Here is an 18,039-nt window from a genome sequence, read left to right on the forward strand (position 1 = left end):
TCGTCGTTCAATCTGTCGCTAATCTATGTCGTCACTGTTCCATAGTTTGTGCCGACGTCTCAGCGCTCGCTGCGTCAATGCCCTTGCCATTGCGGCGCCTATTTCAGCGCTGACCACTAATCCCTGAATAAACGGACGATCGTGCATCAACCACGGCAGCCCGCCAAAAGCGATGCGATTGCGGGCGTTTTCCGGCGCTTGCAGCGTGTAATCTTCGCCGACATCCGGGATCTCATCGCCACAGGCCTGCAGTTGATCGCGTAGCGTTGGGAATGGGATATCTTTGCTCTGCAATGCCCGTTGTCCTCGGGCGTCAATAAACACATCAAATTCGCTGCGCTGACCGTGGTGGGAAATTACCGTCATTTCCTGTTCATTCATACGCTCATAATCTGTGCCAAGCGCGAGGATCTCAATCAGCCCGGCTTCGTGCAGCGCCAGCATTCGGCGAATTGACTCTGACGGGATTGCCGCATAGTTATCAATAAATACCCGCGCCAGTCCGCACCTAAAACGTTTTTCGTCGCGGGTATCAAGATGAGGGACTATCTCCTCGATAACCTCGTGCAGGCGCAGCAAGGTATAGCGCCAGGCGACGGTATGTTGTTTTTGCTTGTTGCGCTCAACTTCTACCAGGTTACGTCTCGCCCAGTCAAAAGGGTCATGTCTGAGCCTGTCGGCGAAATAGACTTCGGGGAACGTGTCGGCGTTAAGCGTCGCAAGCGCCACCTGTTGGCACCAGCCTGGCGCTGCGTCTTGCAGTTGTTGCGCCATAAGCTGAAAGATGCGGTCCAGTAATCCGTTTTGGCCATGGGCAATGGCATCTTCAATCGCTTCTGGCGTCGCGATATTCAGCGATTCATACGGAAGGGGGCAGTAAAAATCCGCTTCAGGCAGTACCCCGCTGCGCGACATCAGGGTCAGTTTCAGGTTTTGACTGTCGGATTTAGGTGTGAATTGCAGTGAATGGTCGGTATTGGTAGTGAAGGTGCCATGCTGACTGGCCACAGCCATCGCGGCGTCGATAGCACTTAACGAGGTGCCCAGAATCCCTACCCGGCAAGCACCAATCTGCGCGTCCATCAGACCGGTCCACGGACTGGGGAAAAATTTGCGTGCCTGAGCATCCGTTTCAGGCCACAGATGACCAGTGGCGATAGCGGCGAAATCCACCTCAACGGGCTGTGAAGCGTGGTTGATCCACAAAGAAACCCCATTCGGGGTCGCTTGCAGGTCGGTGACTTTGCTTGCTTCATGTACGCGAATCGTGAAGCCGGCTTGTTGCGCTTTATCGACAATGGCTAAGAAACGATCGCGATAATAGCCGCCGAGGATCACGCGGGGTAAAAATTGCCGCTCATGCAAAGAGGTGCGTTCAATCTGAAACTGGGCCAGATAGTCATCACTTTGATTTTGTAGCCACGTCAGATAGTTGATATAAATCGGTGGGATCTCAATGCTGGCTATATTTGCCAGCATGTGGTCTGCGTTGTTATCGCTGTTATAAGGCATGCCAACGCCCGCCTCTTCAGCTTGCTCGTAAAGCTCTATTTCCAGCGGTTCACCGCGCTCAACCAGGGCATGAAACGTATAAATCCCGGTGGGACCGACGCCGACAATGGCCACTTTTTTCATGGGGATCCTTGTAGAAAGTTCGACGTACTAGTCGGGGATTATGTTTAATATGCGCAGGGTAAGTGTGGTCGATAATTTGCGGGGAGAGTGAAAACATCAGAATTTTGCAACGCCTGACAGCATAAAAAAAGGCCACCCGGTACAGCCAGGCAGCCTTTTGCACATTAGATACCGGCCAATTACGCCAGCACTAAATCACCCTGCGGATGACAGGAACAAGCCAGCACATAACCTTCAGCGATTTCTGCGTCGGTCAGCGTCATGGTGCTGCTGACCGTGTAGTTACCGTCAACCACTTTGGTTTTGCAGCAGCCGCAAACGCCTGCACGGCATGCGGCGACAACCGGAACCTTGTTGCTTTCCAGCGCATCCAGCAGCGTACTGCCCACCGGCGCGTAGAACTCTTTCGCCGGCTGTAGCTTGGTAAACTTCAGACCGCTGGTGGCGGCTTCGGCAACAGGTGTGAAGAACTGCTCTTTAAAGAAGCGCGTCACGCCCAGCGCTTTGACTTCTTTCTCGACCAGATCCATATACGGTGCCGGGCCACAGGTCATCACGGTACGCGAGGTCAGATCCGGTACGCTTTTCAGCAGTTCAGTCGTCAGTCGGCCGGAAACAAAACCTTCTGTGGCATTGTTTTCAGCAACTAATGTCACCGGATATTCGCGCCACTCGTCGGCAAAAATGACATCTTGCGGCGAGCGAACGTTAAAGATTACCTGTACATCCGCTTGTGGACGGTACTTTGCCAACCAGCGACGCATTGACATGATTGGCGTGACACCACAGCCGGCGGCCAGCATCAGGAACTTGTCTTCCACTTTATCTTCACAGGTGAACTCACCCATTGCATCCGACAGCCAGATATAGTCGCCGCGCTTCACGTCGCGGGTTAGCCACTGTGAACCTGCGCCATCGTCAATCCGGCGGATGGTCAACGTGATGTACTCGCTAACGCCCGGCGTTGAAGAAATGGTGTAAGCACGCAGCGTATCCGCTGAATTACGTACGCTGACCAGTGCATACTGCCCGGCGCGGTAAGGATAATAATCGTGGCACAGCAACGAAATTGTCCATACATCCGGCGTTTCCTGATGGATGTGGTGAACCTGCATCCGCCATGGGCACTGATGAGTTGGCATTGTCATTCTTTACTCCTTACGCGCTCAGCAGTTGCTTCATGTCTTCTTCAACGGTGGTCACGGAACGCAGACCAAATTTCTCGTTGAGAACTGCCAGCAGATCCGGTGTGAAGAAACCAGGCGCAGTCGGGCCAGTAACGATGTTTTTCACGCCCAGAGACAGCAGGGTCAGCAGAATAACAATCGCTTTCTGTTCGAACCAGGAGAGCACCAGAGACAGCGGCAGATCGTTCACGCCACAGCCCAGTTTCTCAGCCAGGGTTACCGCCAGGATGATGGCAGAGTAAGCATCGTTACACTGACCAGCATCCACCAGACGCGGCAGACCTTCGATATCGCCGAACTCCAGTTTGTTGAAGCGGTATTTACCGCAAGCAAGGGTCAGGATCAGGCAGTCATCCGGCACGCTGGTGGCGAAGTCGGTGAAGTAGTTACGTTCACCACGTGCACCGTCACAACCGCCAACCAGGAATATGTGACGCAGTTTTTCGCGGCTCACCAGGTCGATCAGGGTATCAGCAGCGCCCAGCAGGGTCTGACGGCCGAAACCTACGGTGATCAGGTGCGGAATTTCACTGTACGGGAAGCCAGCCATCTGCTGTGCCTGAGCGATAACCGGACCGAAGTTGTCGCCTTCGAGGTGGCTCACACCCGGCCAACCGACGATGCTACGGGTCCAGATACGGTCGTCGTACGCGCCAACGGTCGGGTCGATGATGCAGTTAGAGGTCATCACGATTGGGCCAGGGAAGCGAGCGAATTCAACCTGCTGGTTCTGCCAACCGCTGCCGTAGTTACCGATCAGGTGCTTGAACTTACGCAGTTCCGGGTAGCCGTGCGCCGGCAGCATTTCACCGTGGGTATAGACGTTAACACCAGTACCTTCGGTCTGCTCCAGCAGGTTGTACAGATCTTTCAGGTCGTGACCGGAGATCAGGATGCACTTACCTTCGGTCGCTTTTACGTTGACCTGAGTCGGGGTTGGGTGACCGTATTTGGTGGTTTCACCGGCGTCCAGAATGCTCATCACTTTGAAGTTCATCTGGCCGATTTCCATTGAACACTCCAGCAGAGCGTTCATATCGGCAGGCCAGGTACCCAGCCATGCCATGATTTTGTGGTACTGAGCGTAGATTTCGTTGTCGTACTGACCGAGAACGTGTGCGTGCTCCATGTAAGCTGCCGCACCTTTCAGGCCGTACAGACACAGCAGACGCAGGCCGAGAATGTTCTCGCCGATGGCTGCTTTGTCTTTGTTCGGAGTAAATTCAGCGGCCTGACGTTGCAGGTCACCCAGATCGTCGCTGACCAGTTGCAGATCGGCCATCGGGTTGGTGACCGCTGCGTTCGCGTCGATGTTCAGGCATTGCGCTTTCAGGGCGTCGCGCATGGCGATAGCTTCACGGGCATAGCCAACAATACGCGGGGAATCGAAGTTAACGTTCGTCAGTGTGGAGAAGAACGCACGCGGCGCAAAGTTATCAACCTCATGGTCGATGATGCCGTATTCACGTGCTTTAACAGCCCATGCAGACAGACCTTGTAGGGAAGCAATCAGCAGATCCTGCAAATCGGAGGTTTCAGCCGTTTTACCGCACATACCCTGCGCGTAAGAGCAGCCGTTTCCTGCCGGAGTACGGATGGTTTGTTCACATTGCACACAAAACATGGTCACACCTTTTAAAGTTATATTTAATATACATGTTTAAGATTATGCCTGTGCGCGAAGGGATAAAAGGGATTTCTGCTACTACTTGCAGGGAGATTGATTTAGCGCAATTTTGGCGGTAGCTGACTACCGCCAGAGAGGTATTTGTCCCGGCGTCAGGCGGAGAAAAACGCCATCAGCAGAGGCACTAACAGACTCAGAATAAAGCCGTGGACGATGGCTGCCGGGACCATTTCCAGACCGCCGCTGCGTTGTAAAACGGGCAGGGTGAAATCCATTGATGTTGCGCCGCATAATCCCAGCGCGGTAGAGCGGCTGCGGCCCACCATTCCTGGAATCAACATAATGGCGATCAGCTCACGGGTCAGGTCGTTAAAGAAGGCGGCACTACCAATTACGGGCCCGAATGATTCGGTTAACAGAATACCGGACAGGGAATACCAGCCAAAACCTGATGCCATCGCCAGCGCGGTTTTCAGCGGTAGACCGAGGATCAAGGCATTGATAACCCCCGCCAGCATCGAACTGGCGACGACGACGACGGCCACGATCATCCCCCGACGGTTCAGCACAATTTGTTTTAAGGTCATACCGCTGTTGCGCAGTTGAATCCCCACCAGGAACAGTAAAAAGATTAACGTATATTCGCTGGCTTCGGTGGCATGTTGCAGAATGGGAAGCCCAGTGAGGCCGAGCAGGAAACCGATGACGACGACGCCGCAAAGCTGAAGCGACTCAAGCGCCATTGCAATTCGCGAAGGGAGCTTTTCTTGCTTGTGGTTGTGTCTCCAGGGCAGCGAACGCTCCAGCCAGAACAGCGCCGCAATATTACATAGTATAATGACTGTCACGCTGACCGCAGAATAATGAAGAATGGCTAACAGGTTGCTGGCGAGATTATCCAGAAACGCCAGGCTAATACCCATAAAAAAGAGAATAAGGTAGACGATCCAGCTTAACAGGCGATTGATAAGTTGTAATGCAGTCCTGTGCCGGAGCGGAATAAGGTAGCCCACAATAAGGGGAACCAGAATGATTAACAGCCCTGAAAACATGAAAATCAGATCCTTGCTGAGAAGTAAGACGAAATGCGTCACTATAACCTAAATAATTCAAGTTGCAGGAAGGCGGCAAGGGAGTGAATCCCCGGGAGCGTACATAAGTACGTGACTGGGGGGAGCGAGCGCAGTCAACACATCTGCAACTTGAAGTATAACGGGTATACACACTACTCAATGCAAAGAGGGGAGTAAAGTTGCAAATAAAAGGAAATATAGCGTGGAGAAAAAAGACCTGACAATAGTCAGGTCTTTTTGTTAGCGATTAATCGCGTTTTTCCAGCAGAGTGCGGTAAATAAGACCGCCGAGTACCCCACCGATGATCGGCATAACCCAGAAGAACCACAATTGTTGCAGTGCCCAACCGCCCTGGAAGATGGCGACTGCGGTACTACGTGCCGGGTTTACAGAAGTGTTGGTGACCGGAATACTGATCAAGTGAATCAGTGTTAACGCCAGACCAATTGCGATAGGTGCAAAACCTGCCGGAGCATGTTTATCGGTCGCGCCGTGGATCACTAATAAGAAACCTGCGGTCAGAATAATTTCAATGACGACGGCAGAAAGCATGGAATAACCGCCTGGTGAATGTTCACCAAAGCCGTTCGAAGCAAAACCACTGGCCGTTGCATCAAAACCTGCTTTACCGCTGGCAATAAGATACAGTGCCGCAGCTGCAACAATACCGCCCACAACCTGAGCAATAACGTAACCAATAACGTCTTTTGCCGGGAAGCGACCGCCAGCCCATAAACCGAAGGTTACCGCTGGGTTAAAGTGTCCACCGGAAATATGTCCTACGGCGAAAGCCATGGTCAGTACCGTCAGACCAAACGCCAGGGCCACACCGGCAAATCCAATACCCAACTCCGGGAATGCTGCGGCCAGTATTGCGCTACCGCACCCGCCAAAGACGAGCCAAAACGTACCGAAGAATTCAGCTGCTAATTTCCTGAACATAACCACCTCAATTAAAAGTTCCGGGTTCGAGTTCCTTGCCCGGTAATTCATCGCTAAAAAGGGACGATGATGAAAGAGCGGGTATTTTAGAAAAAAACATCATCCCTTCGCCAGTTAAATTGATGAAAAAATTTGATTTAAGGCAATATGTTGTTATTCCTTTATGAATATTGGATGAATGAAGCATAGTTCAATTAGGAAAAGGTGATGATTGAGTTCAGAAATAATATTCCGAGGAAAACATAAGAAGAATATTCTTATATTTTTCAATTTCTGCTACTAACCTCCTGATCATACCGGGTGTCCTGAGCGCCCGCTTGCCGTTATACTCCTGATAACTTGAAGGAAAAAGTTAGCATTTCCGGAGGCTATATGATTCTCGAACGCGTTGAGATTGTTGGATTTCGTGGTATTAACCGTCTGTCGTTGATGCTGGAGCAGAGCAACGTGCTGATTGGGGAGAACGCGTGGGGTAAATCCAGTCTGCTGGATGCCTTGACTCTGCTGCTGTCGCCGGAGTCAGACCTGTATCATTTTGTCCGCGAGGATTTCTGGTTCCCGCCGGGTGATATACAGGGCCGGGAACACCACCTGCACATTATCCTGACGTTTCGTGAATCCCAACCAGGTCGTCACCGGGTGCGTCGCTATCGTCCTCTGGAAGCCAGCTGGACGCCGTGCCAGGATGGCTATCACCGCATTTTTTATCGCCTGGAAGGCGAGTGTGCGGATGACGGTAGCGTTCTGACCTTGCGCAGTTTTCTTGACGGCGACGGCCATCCATTACCTCTCGATGACATTAACGATCAGGCGCGACACCTCGTGCGCCTGATGCCAGTACTGCGTCTGCGTGACGCGCGATTTATGCGACGGATCCGCAACGGTACGGTGCCAGATTCGGCGGATGTCGAAGTCACTGCCCGCCAACTGGATTTTCTGGCGCGTGAGCTGGCTACCCGGCCGCAAAACCTGACAGACGGGCAGATCCGTCAGGGTTTATCGGCCATGGTACAGCTGTTGGAGCACTATTTTTCCGAGCAGGGGGCTGGCCAGTCCCGCTACCGTCTGATGCGCCGTCGCTCCAATAACGAACAACGGAGCTGGCGCTATCTGGACATTATTAACCGCATGATTGATAAACCCGGCGGACGTACGCACCGGGTTATTCTGTTGGGCCTGTTTTCGACCTTGTTGCAGGCCAAAGGCACGCTAAGGCTGGATAAAGACGCCCGACCTTTATTGCTGGTGGAAGATCCAGAAACGCGTTTACATCCCATCATGCTGTCGGTGGCCTGGCACTTGTTGAATTTACTGCCTCTGCAGCGAGTGGCGACCACCAACTCCGGTGAGCTGCTGTCCCTTACGCCTGTTGAACATGTTGTTCGTCTGGTACGTGAATCATCCCGCGTCGCTGCCTGGCGGCTGGGGCCGGGTGGGATCAGTGCAGAAGATGGTCGGCGAATCGCATTTCATATTCGTTTTAATCGTGCGTCATCGTTGTTTGCCCGCTGCTGGCTGCTGGTAGAAGGTGAAACGGAAACCTGGGTGATTAACGAACTGGCCCGCCAGTGCGGACACCACTTTGATGCGGAAGGGATTAAAGTCATTGAATTTGCCCAGTCCGGTCTTAAGCCGCTGGTTAAATTCGCCCGCCGGATGGGAATAGAGTGGCATGTGCTGGTCGATGGAGATGAAGCCGGGAAAAAGTACGCCGCCACGGTACGTAGCTTATTGAATGACGACAGAGAGGAAGAGCGCGAGCATTTGACCATGCTCCCCGCGCTGGATATGGAACACTTTATGTATCGCCAGGGGTTTGCTGACGTCTTTCACCGGGTGGCGCAAATTCCGGAGAACGTGCCTATGAATATGCGCAAAATAATCTCCAAGGCGATTCATCGGTCGTCAAAACCGGATCTGGCGATCGAGGTGGCGATGGAAGCCGGGCGGCGGGGCGTTGATGCGGTGCCAACGCTGCTGCGAAAAATGTTTTCCCGCGTGCTGTGGCTGGCACGCGGCAGAGCGGATTAGTGGCGAAACATCGACGACAGCTGCGAATGGATGCTGTCCAGTAGCTGATAGCGGCGGCGGTATTCTGCGCGTTTTTTGCTCGCAATATCCGCCTCGCTTTTTCGCGCCAGCGTGCGCGGAATATGATAGTACCCGTTGCTGTCGCACTCACCGCCAACCGACTCCCAAAAAGTGTTGTAGTCGGAAAGGATTACCTTGTTTTTATCGTCGTAGCGCGGGCTGCGAAAAATATGCTGTTCATTGCTTACAGCCAGAATTTGTTCGATATTTAATTGTTCCGCAAAACAGCAAATGGCTTCCATCACAATACGTTTTGGGAAAATCCCATGGCATGATTTGGTCGCTTTTTGAATTTCTTCATGTGGCAGTAATCGGCTGCCTCCCTGTAACCCGCCAATAAACAGTGTACTGCTCCCTTCATAATTGCACAGCGTAAACGTCATTTCCGCTAAAGTCTCGCCAGTGCAATTGCGTACCAGAATGGTGCTTTCACCTTCTTTATCCAGTATGATGAATGAAGTCATTATTACGCTAAATACTTCGCTATTTTTTCCCTCAATTTGTGCTAGTTGTAATCCATCTTCACTTAAATAATTCTTAAATTCAGTGGCTGAAAAAAAGCTACGGATAGCATTGTAATGATAACGCACGGCATCCAGTTTCGTTTTGTGGTCAAGATTTTTCGCGAGATAGGCGCGATGCAAACGAACCGGCAATCGTGGCTGGCGTGCAAGTATGCTATCAAGGTCAGGCCATTGCGCCAACTCGGTCATCCATTCGCGCGTTAATCGCGGCATAAGCGCTGAGCGCAACAAAAACTTACGACGAAAGCTACGCTGATGCCAAAATTGTCCGGGGCGCCAATGTCCGGTCATCAGGCTACAAAAGAGGCTAAAACTTGTAACTGGTTTTGAAGAATGAAAAGTGCCTTCAGTTAGCTGGCTCATAATATAAATCCGATTGATACCCTTGTACTAATTTCAGCACAGCGGATCTTAACCATTCATCAATAACTCTGTTATTCTTGCGCTTTTCAACGGCGATTTATTTAACGTTGATGTTTAGCACTCCACTCTGGTGGACGTATTGGGGGAATTGGGACATTTATGAAGCTCAAGGGAAAAATCAAAAAACGCTATTTTCTGTTCGCCATCATCCTTATTGTGGCGGTAATTGCACTTTGGCGAACGCTTAATGCGCCTTTACCTCAGTATCAAACATTAATTGTTCGTCCTGGCGATCTGCAGCAAAGCGTGTTGGCTACCGGTAAGCTGGATGCGCTGCGTAAAGTTGACGTCGGGGCGCAGGTCAGCGGGCAGTTAAAAACGCTGTCGGTTGCGATTGGCGATAAAGTAAAAAAGGATCAGTTGCTCGGCGTTATCGATCCTGAACAGGCGCAAAACCAAATCAAAGAGGTTGAAGCAACGCTGATGGAATTGCGCGCCCAGCGTTTACAAGCCGAAGCTGAGTGGAAGCTGGCGCGGGTTACTCTTTCCCGCCAACAACAGCTGGCGAAAACCCAGGCTGTTTCACAGCAGGATCTCGACACGGCGGCCACCGAAATGGCGGTCAAACAGGCGCAAATTGGCACAATTGACGCGCAAATTAAACGTAATCAGGCCTCACTCGATACGGCAAAAACCAACCTTGATTACACCCGCATCGTTGCGCCAATGGCTGGCGAAGTAACGCAAATTACTACGCTGCAAGGGCAAACCGTTATTGCCGCCCAGCAGGCCCCTAATATTCTGACGCTGGCGGATATGAGCACCATGCTGGTAAAAGCGCAGGTTTCTGAGGCTGATGTAATTCACCTGCATCCAGGGCAAAGGGCCTGGTTTACCGTGCTGGGCGATCCGCAAACACGCTATGAAGGTAAACTCAAAGATGTTCTTCCGACGCCAGAGAAAGTGAATGATGCGATTTTCTACTATGCCCGCTTCGAAGTTCCAAACCCGAAAGGGATCCTGCGTCTGGATATGACCGCGCAGGTCCATATCCAGCTCACGGATGTCAAAAATGTCCTGACCATCCCGCTGTCGGCGCTGGGCGATCCTATTGGCAATAATCGTTATAACGTCAGGCTGCTGCGTAACGGCGAAACCCGCGAACGTGAAGTGGTTATCGGCGCGCGTAATGACACCGATGTGGAGATCGTGAAAGGGCTGGAAGAGGGGGATGAAGTCATTACCGGTGAGGGCAACGCTGGAGCTGCAAAATGACAGCATTGCTTGAGCTGAGCCATATCCGCCGCAGCTATCCGTCAGGTGAAGGCCAGGTTGAGGTGTTGAAGGACGTATCCTTGAGCATTCAGGCCGGGGAAATGGTGGCGATTGTCGGGGCGTCGGGTTCGGGTAAATCGACGCTGATGAACATTCTCGGCTGTCTGGATAAGCCAACCAGCGGTACGTATCGCGTTGCCGGACGCGATGTCTCTACGCTGGATAGCGATGCGCTAGCGCAACTCCGTCGTGAGCATTTTGGTTTTATCTTCCAGCGCTATCACCTGCTGTCGCATTTAACCGCCGCACAAAACGTTGAGGTACCCGCGGTCTACGCTGGCACTGAACGTAAGCAGCGCCTGGCGCGTGCGCAGGAATTACTCCAGCGGCTGGGGTTGGGTGACCGGGTTGACTATCAACCTTCCCAGCTTTCCGGTGGTCAGCAGCAGCGGGTCAGTATCGCGCGTGCGCTGATGAACGGGGGGCAGGTTATTCTTGCCGACGAACCCACCGGTGCACTGGATAGCCATTCCGGCGAAGAGGTGATGGCGATTTTGCATCAGCTGCGCGATCGCGGGCATACGGTAATTATCGTTACTCACGACAGCCAGGTCGCCGCGCAGGCCGAACGGGTCATTGAAATTCGTGACGGCGAGATTGTGCGCAATCCACCGCCACAGAAACCCTCTGGCGGACGCGATATCGCGGAGCCAACGGTGAAAACGGCATCCGGCTGGAGCCAATTTGTCAGCGGTTTTCGTGAAGCGCTTACCATGGCCTGGCTGGCAATGGCCGCGAATAAAATGCGAACGCTTCTGACCATGCTTGGGATCATCATCGGTATTGCTTCGGTGGTGTCGATTGTGGTGGTAGGCGATGCGGCTAAACAGCTGGTACTGGCAGATATTCGCGCTATTGGTACTAACACCATTGATATCTATCCAGGCAAAGATTTCGGCGACGACGATCCGCAATATCAACAGGCGTTGAAGTATGACGATTTGACGGCGCTACAGAAGCAGCCCTGGGTCAGTTCAGTAACGCCTGCAGTGTCGAAGAACCTGCGGTTACGCTATGGCAACATCGATGTTGCTGCCAGTGCTAATGGCGTTAGCGGCGACTATTTCAACGTCTACGGCATGACATTTAGCGAAGGGACCACCTTTAACGCCGAGCAACTGGCGGGGCGTGCTCAGGTGGTGGTGCTCGACAGCAATACCCGTCGTCAGTTGTTCCCCAACAAAGCGAAAGTTGTTGGCGAGGTCGTGCTGGTGGGGAATATGCCTGCCACGGTGATTGGTGTTGCAGAAGAGAAACAGTCGATGTTTGGCAGTAGCAAGATCCTGCGTGTCTGGCTGCCTTACAGCACTATGTCCGGGCGCATAATGGGACAGTCGTGGCTGAACTCGATCACCGTGCGGGTGAAGGATGGTTTTGACAGTGCCCAGGCCGAACAGCAACTGACCCGACTGTTGACGTTGCGCCACGGTAAAAAGGATTTCTTCACCTGGAATATGGACGGTATCTTGAAAACCGCCGAAAAGACCACACGTACATTACAACTCTTCCTGACGCTGGTGGCGGTGATTTCGCTGGTGGTCGGTGGGATTGGCGTGATGAATATTATGCTGGTTTCGGTAACCGAACGAACGCGTGAGATTGGCATTCGTATGGCGGTTGGCGCTCGCGCCAGTGACGTGCTGCAACAGTTCTTAATTGAAGCAGTGTTGGTGTGTCTGGTTGGCGGCGCGTTGGGCATTAGCCTGTCGATGCTGATCGCCTTTACGCTACAGCTATTTCTGCCGGGCTGGGAAATTGGATTTTCACCCGTCGCGCTGTTGACGGCTTTCCTGTGTTCGACTGCAACCGGGGTGTTGTTTGGCTGGCTACCGGCGCGGAATGCGGCACGTCTGGATCCGGTAGATGCTCTGGCGCGGGAATAATGCCACAGAGATAAAAATGCCAGCCGCAAGGGCTGGCATTTTGACTGCGGGATGTACACAATGAGACAGAAGAGCTATGCGACAGCTTCTGCTTCAATGACAGGCACGATGACACTGGCATGATTGCCTTTTGGCCCCTGGTGGACATCAAACTGGACAGACTGTCCGGCTTTTAGCGTTCTGTAACCATCCATCTGAATGGTGGAGTAATGGGCGAAAATATCTTCGCCGCCGCCTTCGGGGCAAATGAAACCAAACCCTTTGGCGTTGTTGAACCACTTAACAGTACCCGTTTCCATACTTCGACATCCTTCGTAAATCTTATATAAGTAAGATGGAATGAACCGGTGGCGGAGTGGGGGCTGTTCAAAACCTCGCCAACTCTCGAAACTACAATTTAGAGAAATCAGGCGGGGCGTCAAGCGCCATACAGACGGAATAGGGTAAAAATGCATCAAAATTTGAAGCAGTTAACGCTATTGTCGGTTATGTGACAGATGTCGCGGATGGCACTAATAGATGATAGTTATCTAATACTTGAGGTAGATTGATTGTGCGCATAGGCTGCTTGTCAGCGGCAAGATTTTCTGCCGGAAACCGTAACTGAAGATGACGACTGACAATGGGTAAGACGAACGACTGGCTGGATTTCGATCTGCTGGCGGAAGATAAATTGCGCGACGCGCTAAAACCGCCATCTATGTATAAAGTGATATTAGTCAATGATGATTACACTCCGATGGAGTTTGTTATTGACGTGTTACAAAAATTCTTTTCTTATGATGTAGAACGTGCAACGCAACTAATGCTTGCAGTTCACTATCAAGGTAAAGCTATCTGCGGTGTGTTCACTGCCGAAGTGGCTGAAACCAAAGTAGCGATGGTGAACAAATATGCGAGGGAGAACGAGCATCCGTTGCTGTGTACGCTGGAAAAAGCCTGAATGCAGGCATAAACATTGGGGGAGGTGCCTATGCTCAATCAAGAACTGGAACTCAGTTTAAACATGGCTTTCGCCAGAGCGCGCGAGCACCGACATGAGTTTATGACCGTCGAGCACTTGTTACTGGCGTTGCTCAGTAACCCATCGGCCCGCGAAGCGCTGGAAGCGTGTTCTGTGGATCTGGTGGCGCTCCGTCAGGAACTCGAAGCCTTCATTGAACAGACCACACCTGTATTGCCTGCCAGTGAGGAAGAGCGCGACACGCAGCCAACGTTGAGTTTTCAGCGTGTACTGCAACGCGCGGTCTTTCATGTTCAGTCCTCCGGGCGCAATGAAGTTACCGGCGCAAATGTGCTGGTCGCTATCTTCAGCGAGCAGGAATCTCAGGCGGCTTATCTGCTGCGTAAGCATGAAGTAAGTCGTCTTGATGTGGTGAATTTTATTTCTCATGGCACGCGCAAAGACGAACCCAGCCAGTCTTCTGACTCTGGGAATCAGCCAAATAACGAAGAGCAAGCTGGCGGGGAGGACCGTATGGAAAACTTCACGACTAACCTTAACCAGCTTGCCCGAGTGGGCGGAATTGATCCGCTCATTGGCCGGGACAAAGAGCTGGAGCGAGCCATTCAGGTACTGTGCCGTCGCAGAAAAAACAACCCGCTGCTGGTGGGAGAGTCTGGTGTCGGTAAAACCGCCATTGCCGAAGGTCTCGCCTGGCGTATCGTCCAGGGTGATGTGCCTGAAATTATGGCTGATTGTACTCTTTACTCCCTGGATATCGGCTCGCTGCTGGCAGGCACCAAATATCGCGGTGATTTTGAAAAACGCTTTAAGGCGCTGTTGAAACAGCTGGAACAGGATACTAACAGCATTCTGTTTATCGATGAGATCCACACCATTATCGGTGCGGGTGCGGCATCGGGCGGCCAGGTGGATGCGGCTAACCTGATCAAGCCGCTGCTCTCCAGCGGGAAGATTCGTGTGATAGGGTCCACAACCTATCAGGAATTCAGCAATATCTTTGAAAAGGATCGTGCCTTAGCGCGCCGTTTCCAGAAAATCGATGTCACTGAGCCATCGGTAGAAGAGACCGTGCAGATCATCAACGGTCTGAAGCCGAAATACGAAGCGCACCATGACGTCCGCTATACCGCCAAAGCGGTGCGTGCAGCGGTCGAACTGGCGGTGAAATACATTAACGATCGTCATCTGCCGGATAAAGCGATTGACGTGATTGATGAGGCGGGCGCGCGTGCGCGTCTGATGCCGGTCAGCAAGCGCAAGAAAACCGTCAACGTGGCGGATATCGAGTCCGTTGTGGCCCGCATTGCGCGGATCCCGGAGAAGAGCGTTTCGCAGAGCGATCGCGACACGCTGAAAAACCTGGGCAACCGTCTGAAAATGCTGGTATTCGGACAAGATAAAGCCATTGAGGCGCTGACTGAAGCGATCAAAATGAGCCGTGCCGGTCTGGGACACGAGCATAAACCGGTCGGTTCGTTCCTGTTTGCCGGACCAACTGGCGTCGGTAAGACCGAAGTCACGGTGCAGTTGTCCAAAGCACTCGGCATTGAACTGCTGCGTTTTGATATGTCCGAATATATGGAACGCCACACCGTCAGCCGCCTGATTGGTGCGCCTCCGGGGTATGTCGGTTTCGACCAGGGCGGTTTGCTGACCGATGCTGTTATTAAGCATCCGCATGCGGTACTGCTGCTGGATGAAATCGAAAAAGCACACCCGGATGTCTTTAACCTGCTGTTGCAGGTGATGGATAACGGCACGCTGACCGACAATAACGGGCGTAAAGCGGATTTCCGCAATGTGGTGCTGGTCATGACCACCAACGCCGGTGTGCGTGAAACTGAGCGTAAATCGATTGGGTTGATTCATCAGGACAATAGTACTGATGCAATGGGCGAAATCAAAAAAGTGTTTACGCCGGAATTCCGTAACCGCCTCGACAACATTATCTGGTTTGATCATCTCTCTACCGAGGTGATTCATCAGGTTGTTGATAAGTTTATCGTCGAGCTTCAGGTTCAGCTGGATCAGAAAGGTGTCTCTCTGGAAGTGAGCCAGGAAGCACGTGACTGGCTGGCAGAGAAAGGCTACGACCGCGCAATGGGCGCACGTCCAATGACGCGTGTTGTCCAGGATAACCTGAAAAAACCATTGGCTAACGAACTGCTGTTCGGTTCGCTGGTGGATGGTGGCCAGGTGACCGTTGCGCTGGATAAAGAGAAAAATGAGCTGACTTATGGTTTCCAGAGTGCGCAAAAGCACAAGCCAGAAGCTGCACATTAATCTTTAATCACCTAATCAGCCGGGCGTAATGCCCGGTTTTTTTTCGCCTGATAAAAGTGATTTGAATTGGGATATTCAGGGAGTTTAAACGGCAGGCAAAAAATAAGCCTGCGTAAGGGAGATTACGCAGGCTAAGGAGGTGGTTCCTGGTACAGCTAGCATTTATGGGTTATGTTTTTCAGCGGAGGGGATAATACCCTTAATGAACGAAGCGGTATGTGATCGATTTCTAAGAATCTTCCGAACGCTGAAAAATAACCGTAATTAACTACTTAGCATGCGGGTTGCGCGTGGACTCACCGGTAAAATTACGCATCAACAATGCATAATTCAGATCGATATCCTCCGGTACAGGCATCCACACGGTGTAACCATCGCCCGGCGCAACCGGCATCGCTTCGCCTTTCGCGTTTTCCATCTGTTCGAGAGTAAAGTTGATGTTGCCCTGTGGGGTCATCAGCTCCAGGCTGTCGCCGACGGTGAATTTGTTTTTCACCAGTACGGCTGCCAGTTCACCTTTACGTTCGCCGGTGAATTCGCCGACAAACTGCTGACGCTCGGAAACAGAGAAGCCGTATTCGTAGTTCTGATAGTCGTCATGCGTATGACGGCGCAGGAACCCTTCGGTGTAACCACGATGCGCCAGACCTTCCAGCGTTTCCAGCAGTTGCGGGTCGAACGGTTTACCGGCTGCGGCATCATCAATGGCTTTACGATAGACCTGCGCGGTACGTGCACAGTAATAGTATGACTTGGTGCGGCCTTCGATCTTCAGGGAATGCACACCCATCTGCGTCAGACGTTCAACGTGGGCAATGGCACGCAAATCCTTCGAATTCATGATGTAAGTGCCGTGTTCGTCTTCGAACGCGGTCATGTACTCGCCCGGGCGCTGGGCTTCTTCGATCATAAAGACTTTGTCTGTCGGTGCGCCAATACCCAGCGTAGGCTCAACGTTTTGTACCGGGATAGGCTCGTACTTATGCACGATATTGCCCACCACGTCTTCTTTGCCTTCCTGCACGTTGTATTCCCAGCGGCAGGCATTGGTGCAGGTACCCTGGTTAGGGTCACGTTTGTTGATATAGCCAGAAAGCAGGCAACGGCCGGAGTAGGCCATACACAGCGCACCGTGAACGAAGATCTCAAGCTCCATATCCGGCACCTGGGTGCGGATCTCTTCGATTTCTTCCAGCGACAGCTCGCGGGAGAGGATCACGCGGGTCAGCCCCATCTGCTTCCAGAATTTCACCGTCGCCCAGTTTACGGCGTTAGCCTGTACTGAAAGGTGAATGTCCATGTCAGGGAAGTTTTCGCGCACCAGCATAATCAGACCAGGGTCTGACATGATCAGTGCATCCGGCCCCATTTCCACCACCGGTTTCAGATCACGAATGAAGGTCTTCAGCTTGGCATTGTGTGGGGCAATGTTAACCACCACATAGAATTTTTTACCCAGTTCATGAGCTTCATTAATGCCGAGCTGCAGGTTTTCGTGGTTGAATTCGTTGTTGCGTACGCGCAGTGAGTAACGCGGTTGGCCCGCATACACAGCGTCTGCGCCATAGGCGAAAGCGTAACGCATGTTTTTCAGCGTTCCCGCCGGGGAAAGGAGTTCCGGTTTAAACATAATTTTCTCGTTCTGATGACAGGTCAGACTCGCCTCACTCAATGAGGCGGTTAGGGGAGTGCCCCCATATTAAGGGCGGGCATTGTAGCGCTGCGAGGAAGTCAGGTAAAGAAAAACGCCGGGCGACAGCGTTGCGTTACCCGGCTGAGCGAGTAATTATCAGGTCTTATCTTTTATCGTCTGACTGGCACCATTGGTCTTAACTGAAGCAATACCGGTCTCGCGTGACTGTTCATTCGCATACAGTTGACTGCTACCAATAATCTGGTGGTTTGCAGCTTTCAGGTTGAAATGTAATTTGCCATTAGCCGCTGTTTTTTTCTCATAACGCTCATCCAGAGGGCTGTTAGCCTGGACAGATGCGATCCCTTTTTCTGCAGCGCCTTTTGTAGTGTAAAGCTCACTGGTAAGGATTATTTCCCCGTTCCCAGCTTTAAGAACAAAGCGGTACTGATCATCGCTACTCTTACTTAATTCAAACCAACCAGCCATATGAAC

General features: G+C 52.1%; 14 protein-coding genes. 5 read left to right on the plus strand and 9 right to left on the minus strand.

The genetic code is table 11. From position 1 onward, the window contains the following. Positions 1–18: 18 nt before the first annotated feature. From OGX89_RS11005 to aqpZ, 5 genes are all read right to left on the minus strand, one after another. Entirely contained in the window at positions 19–1,635 is a 1,617-nt protein-coding gene (locus OGX89_RS11005; protein WP_286560456.1) for an FAD-NAD(P)-binding protein, read from the minus strand. Positions 1,636–1,814: 179 nt separating this feature from the next. Next, complete coding sequence (gene hcr, locus OGX89_RS11010; protein ID WP_125112567.1) at positions 1,815–2,783, minus strand: NADH oxidoreductase; 969 nt, start codon at positions 2,781–2,783, stop codon at positions 1,815–1,817. Positions 2,784–2,793: 10 nt separating this feature from the next. Beyond that, positions 2,794–4,446, minus strand: coding sequence for a hydroxylamine reductase (gene hcp, locus OGX89_RS11015; RefSeq protein WP_008785224.1), 1,653 nt, complete (start codon positions 4,444–4,446; stop codon positions 2,794–2,796). 155 nt (positions 4,447–4,601) lie between these two features. Continuing rightward, positions 4,602–5,501: a LysO family transporter gene (locus tag OGX89_RS11020; RefSeq protein WP_286560460.1), complete on the minus strand. Its 900-nt coding sequence runs from the start codon at positions 5,499–5,501 to the stop codon at positions 4,602–4,604. Positions 5,502–5,769: 268 nt separating this feature from the next. Further along, complete coding sequence (gene aqpZ / locus OGX89_RS11025) at positions 5,770–6,465, minus strand: aquaporin Z (protein ID WP_003834293.1); 696 nt, start codon at positions 6,463–6,465, stop codon at positions 5,770–5,772. Positions 6,466–6,837: 372 nt separating this feature from the next. On the opposite strand from aqpZ, the gene OGX89_RS11030 reads away from it, so the two are divergent. After that, positions 6,838–8,496 (plus strand): ATP-dependent endonuclease, encoded by a 1,659-nt coding sequence (locus OGX89_RS11030; RefSeq protein ID WP_003834292.1) that lies wholly within the window; start codon positions 6,838–6,840, stop codon positions 8,494–8,496. Here OGX89_RS11030 and OGX89_RS11035 read toward each other — a convergent pair. Then, on the minus strand, positions 8,493–9,443 hold the full coding sequence (locus tag OGX89_RS11035) for a VirK/YbjX family protein (protein WP_125112566.1): 951 nt from the start codon (positions 9,441–9,443) through the stop codon (positions 8,493–8,495). The two genes, OGX89_RS11030 and OGX89_RS11035, sit on opposite strands and share 4 nt — an antisense overlap. Before the next feature lie 159 nt (positions 9,444–9,602). On the opposite strand from OGX89_RS11035, the gene macA reads away from it, so the two are divergent. Both macA and macB read left to right on the plus strand, forming a co-directional pair. Next, entirely contained in the window at positions 9,603–10,718 is a 1,116-nt protein-coding gene (gene macA / locus OGX89_RS11040) for a macrolide transporter subunit MacA (protein WP_003834288.1), read from the plus strand. Beyond that, positions 10,715–12,661 carry a macrolide ABC transporter ATP-binding protein/permease MacB gene (macB, locus tag OGX89_RS11045; protein WP_048215946.1) on the plus strand — a complete coding sequence of 649 codons (1,947 nt, stop codon included), beginning with the start codon at positions 10,715–10,717 and terminating at the stop codon, positions 12,659–12,661. The genes macA and macB overlap by 4 nt, the downstream gene beginning before the upstream one ends. A gap of 74 nt (positions 12,662–12,735) precedes the next feature. Here the strand turns inward: macB and cspD are convergent, their stop codons facing one another. Then, entirely contained in the window at positions 12,736–12,960 is a 225-nt protein-coding gene (gene cspD / locus OGX89_RS11050; protein ID WP_003036813.1) for a cold shock-like protein CspD, read from the minus strand. Positions 12,961–13,283: 323 nt separating this feature from the next. Between cspD and clpS the strand changes: the two genes are divergently transcribed. Both clpS and clpA read left to right on the plus strand, forming a co-directional pair. Beyond that, positions 13,284–13,604, plus strand: a complete 321-nt coding sequence (gene clpS, locus OGX89_RS11055) for an ATP-dependent Clp protease adapter ClpS (RefSeq protein WP_003036810.1) — start codon at positions 13,284–13,286, stop codon at positions 13,602–13,604. A 30-nt stretch (positions 13,605–13,634) separates the two neighbouring features. After that, positions 13,635–15,911, plus strand: a complete 2,277-nt coding sequence (gene clpA / locus OGX89_RS11060; protein WP_003036804.1) for an ATP-dependent Clp protease ATP-binding subunit ClpA — start codon at positions 13,635–13,637, stop codon at positions 15,909–15,911. A gap of 268 nt (positions 15,912–16,179) precedes the next feature. On the opposite strand, the gene trhP is transcribed toward clpA, so the two are convergent. Beyond that, on the minus strand, positions 16,180–17,541 hold the full coding sequence (trhP, locus tag OGX89_RS11065; protein WP_043016896.1) for a prephenate-dependent tRNA uridine(34) hydroxylase TrhP: 1,362 nt from the start codon (positions 17,539–17,541) through the stop codon (positions 16,180–16,182). Between the two features lie 159 nt (positions 17,542–17,700). Next, positions 17,701–18,033, minus strand: coding sequence for a YegP family protein (locus tag OGX89_RS11070; RefSeq protein ID WP_003834279.1), 333 nt, complete (start codon positions 18,031–18,033; stop codon positions 17,701–17,703). Positions 18,034–18,039 lie beyond the last annotated feature (6 nt).

The organism is Citrobacter sp. Cpo103 (assembly GCF_030332605.1).
In the GTDB taxonomy this organism is placed as follows: Bacteria; Pseudomonadota; Gammaproteobacteria; order Enterobacterales; family Enterobacteriaceae; genus Citrobacter; species Citrobacter portucalensis.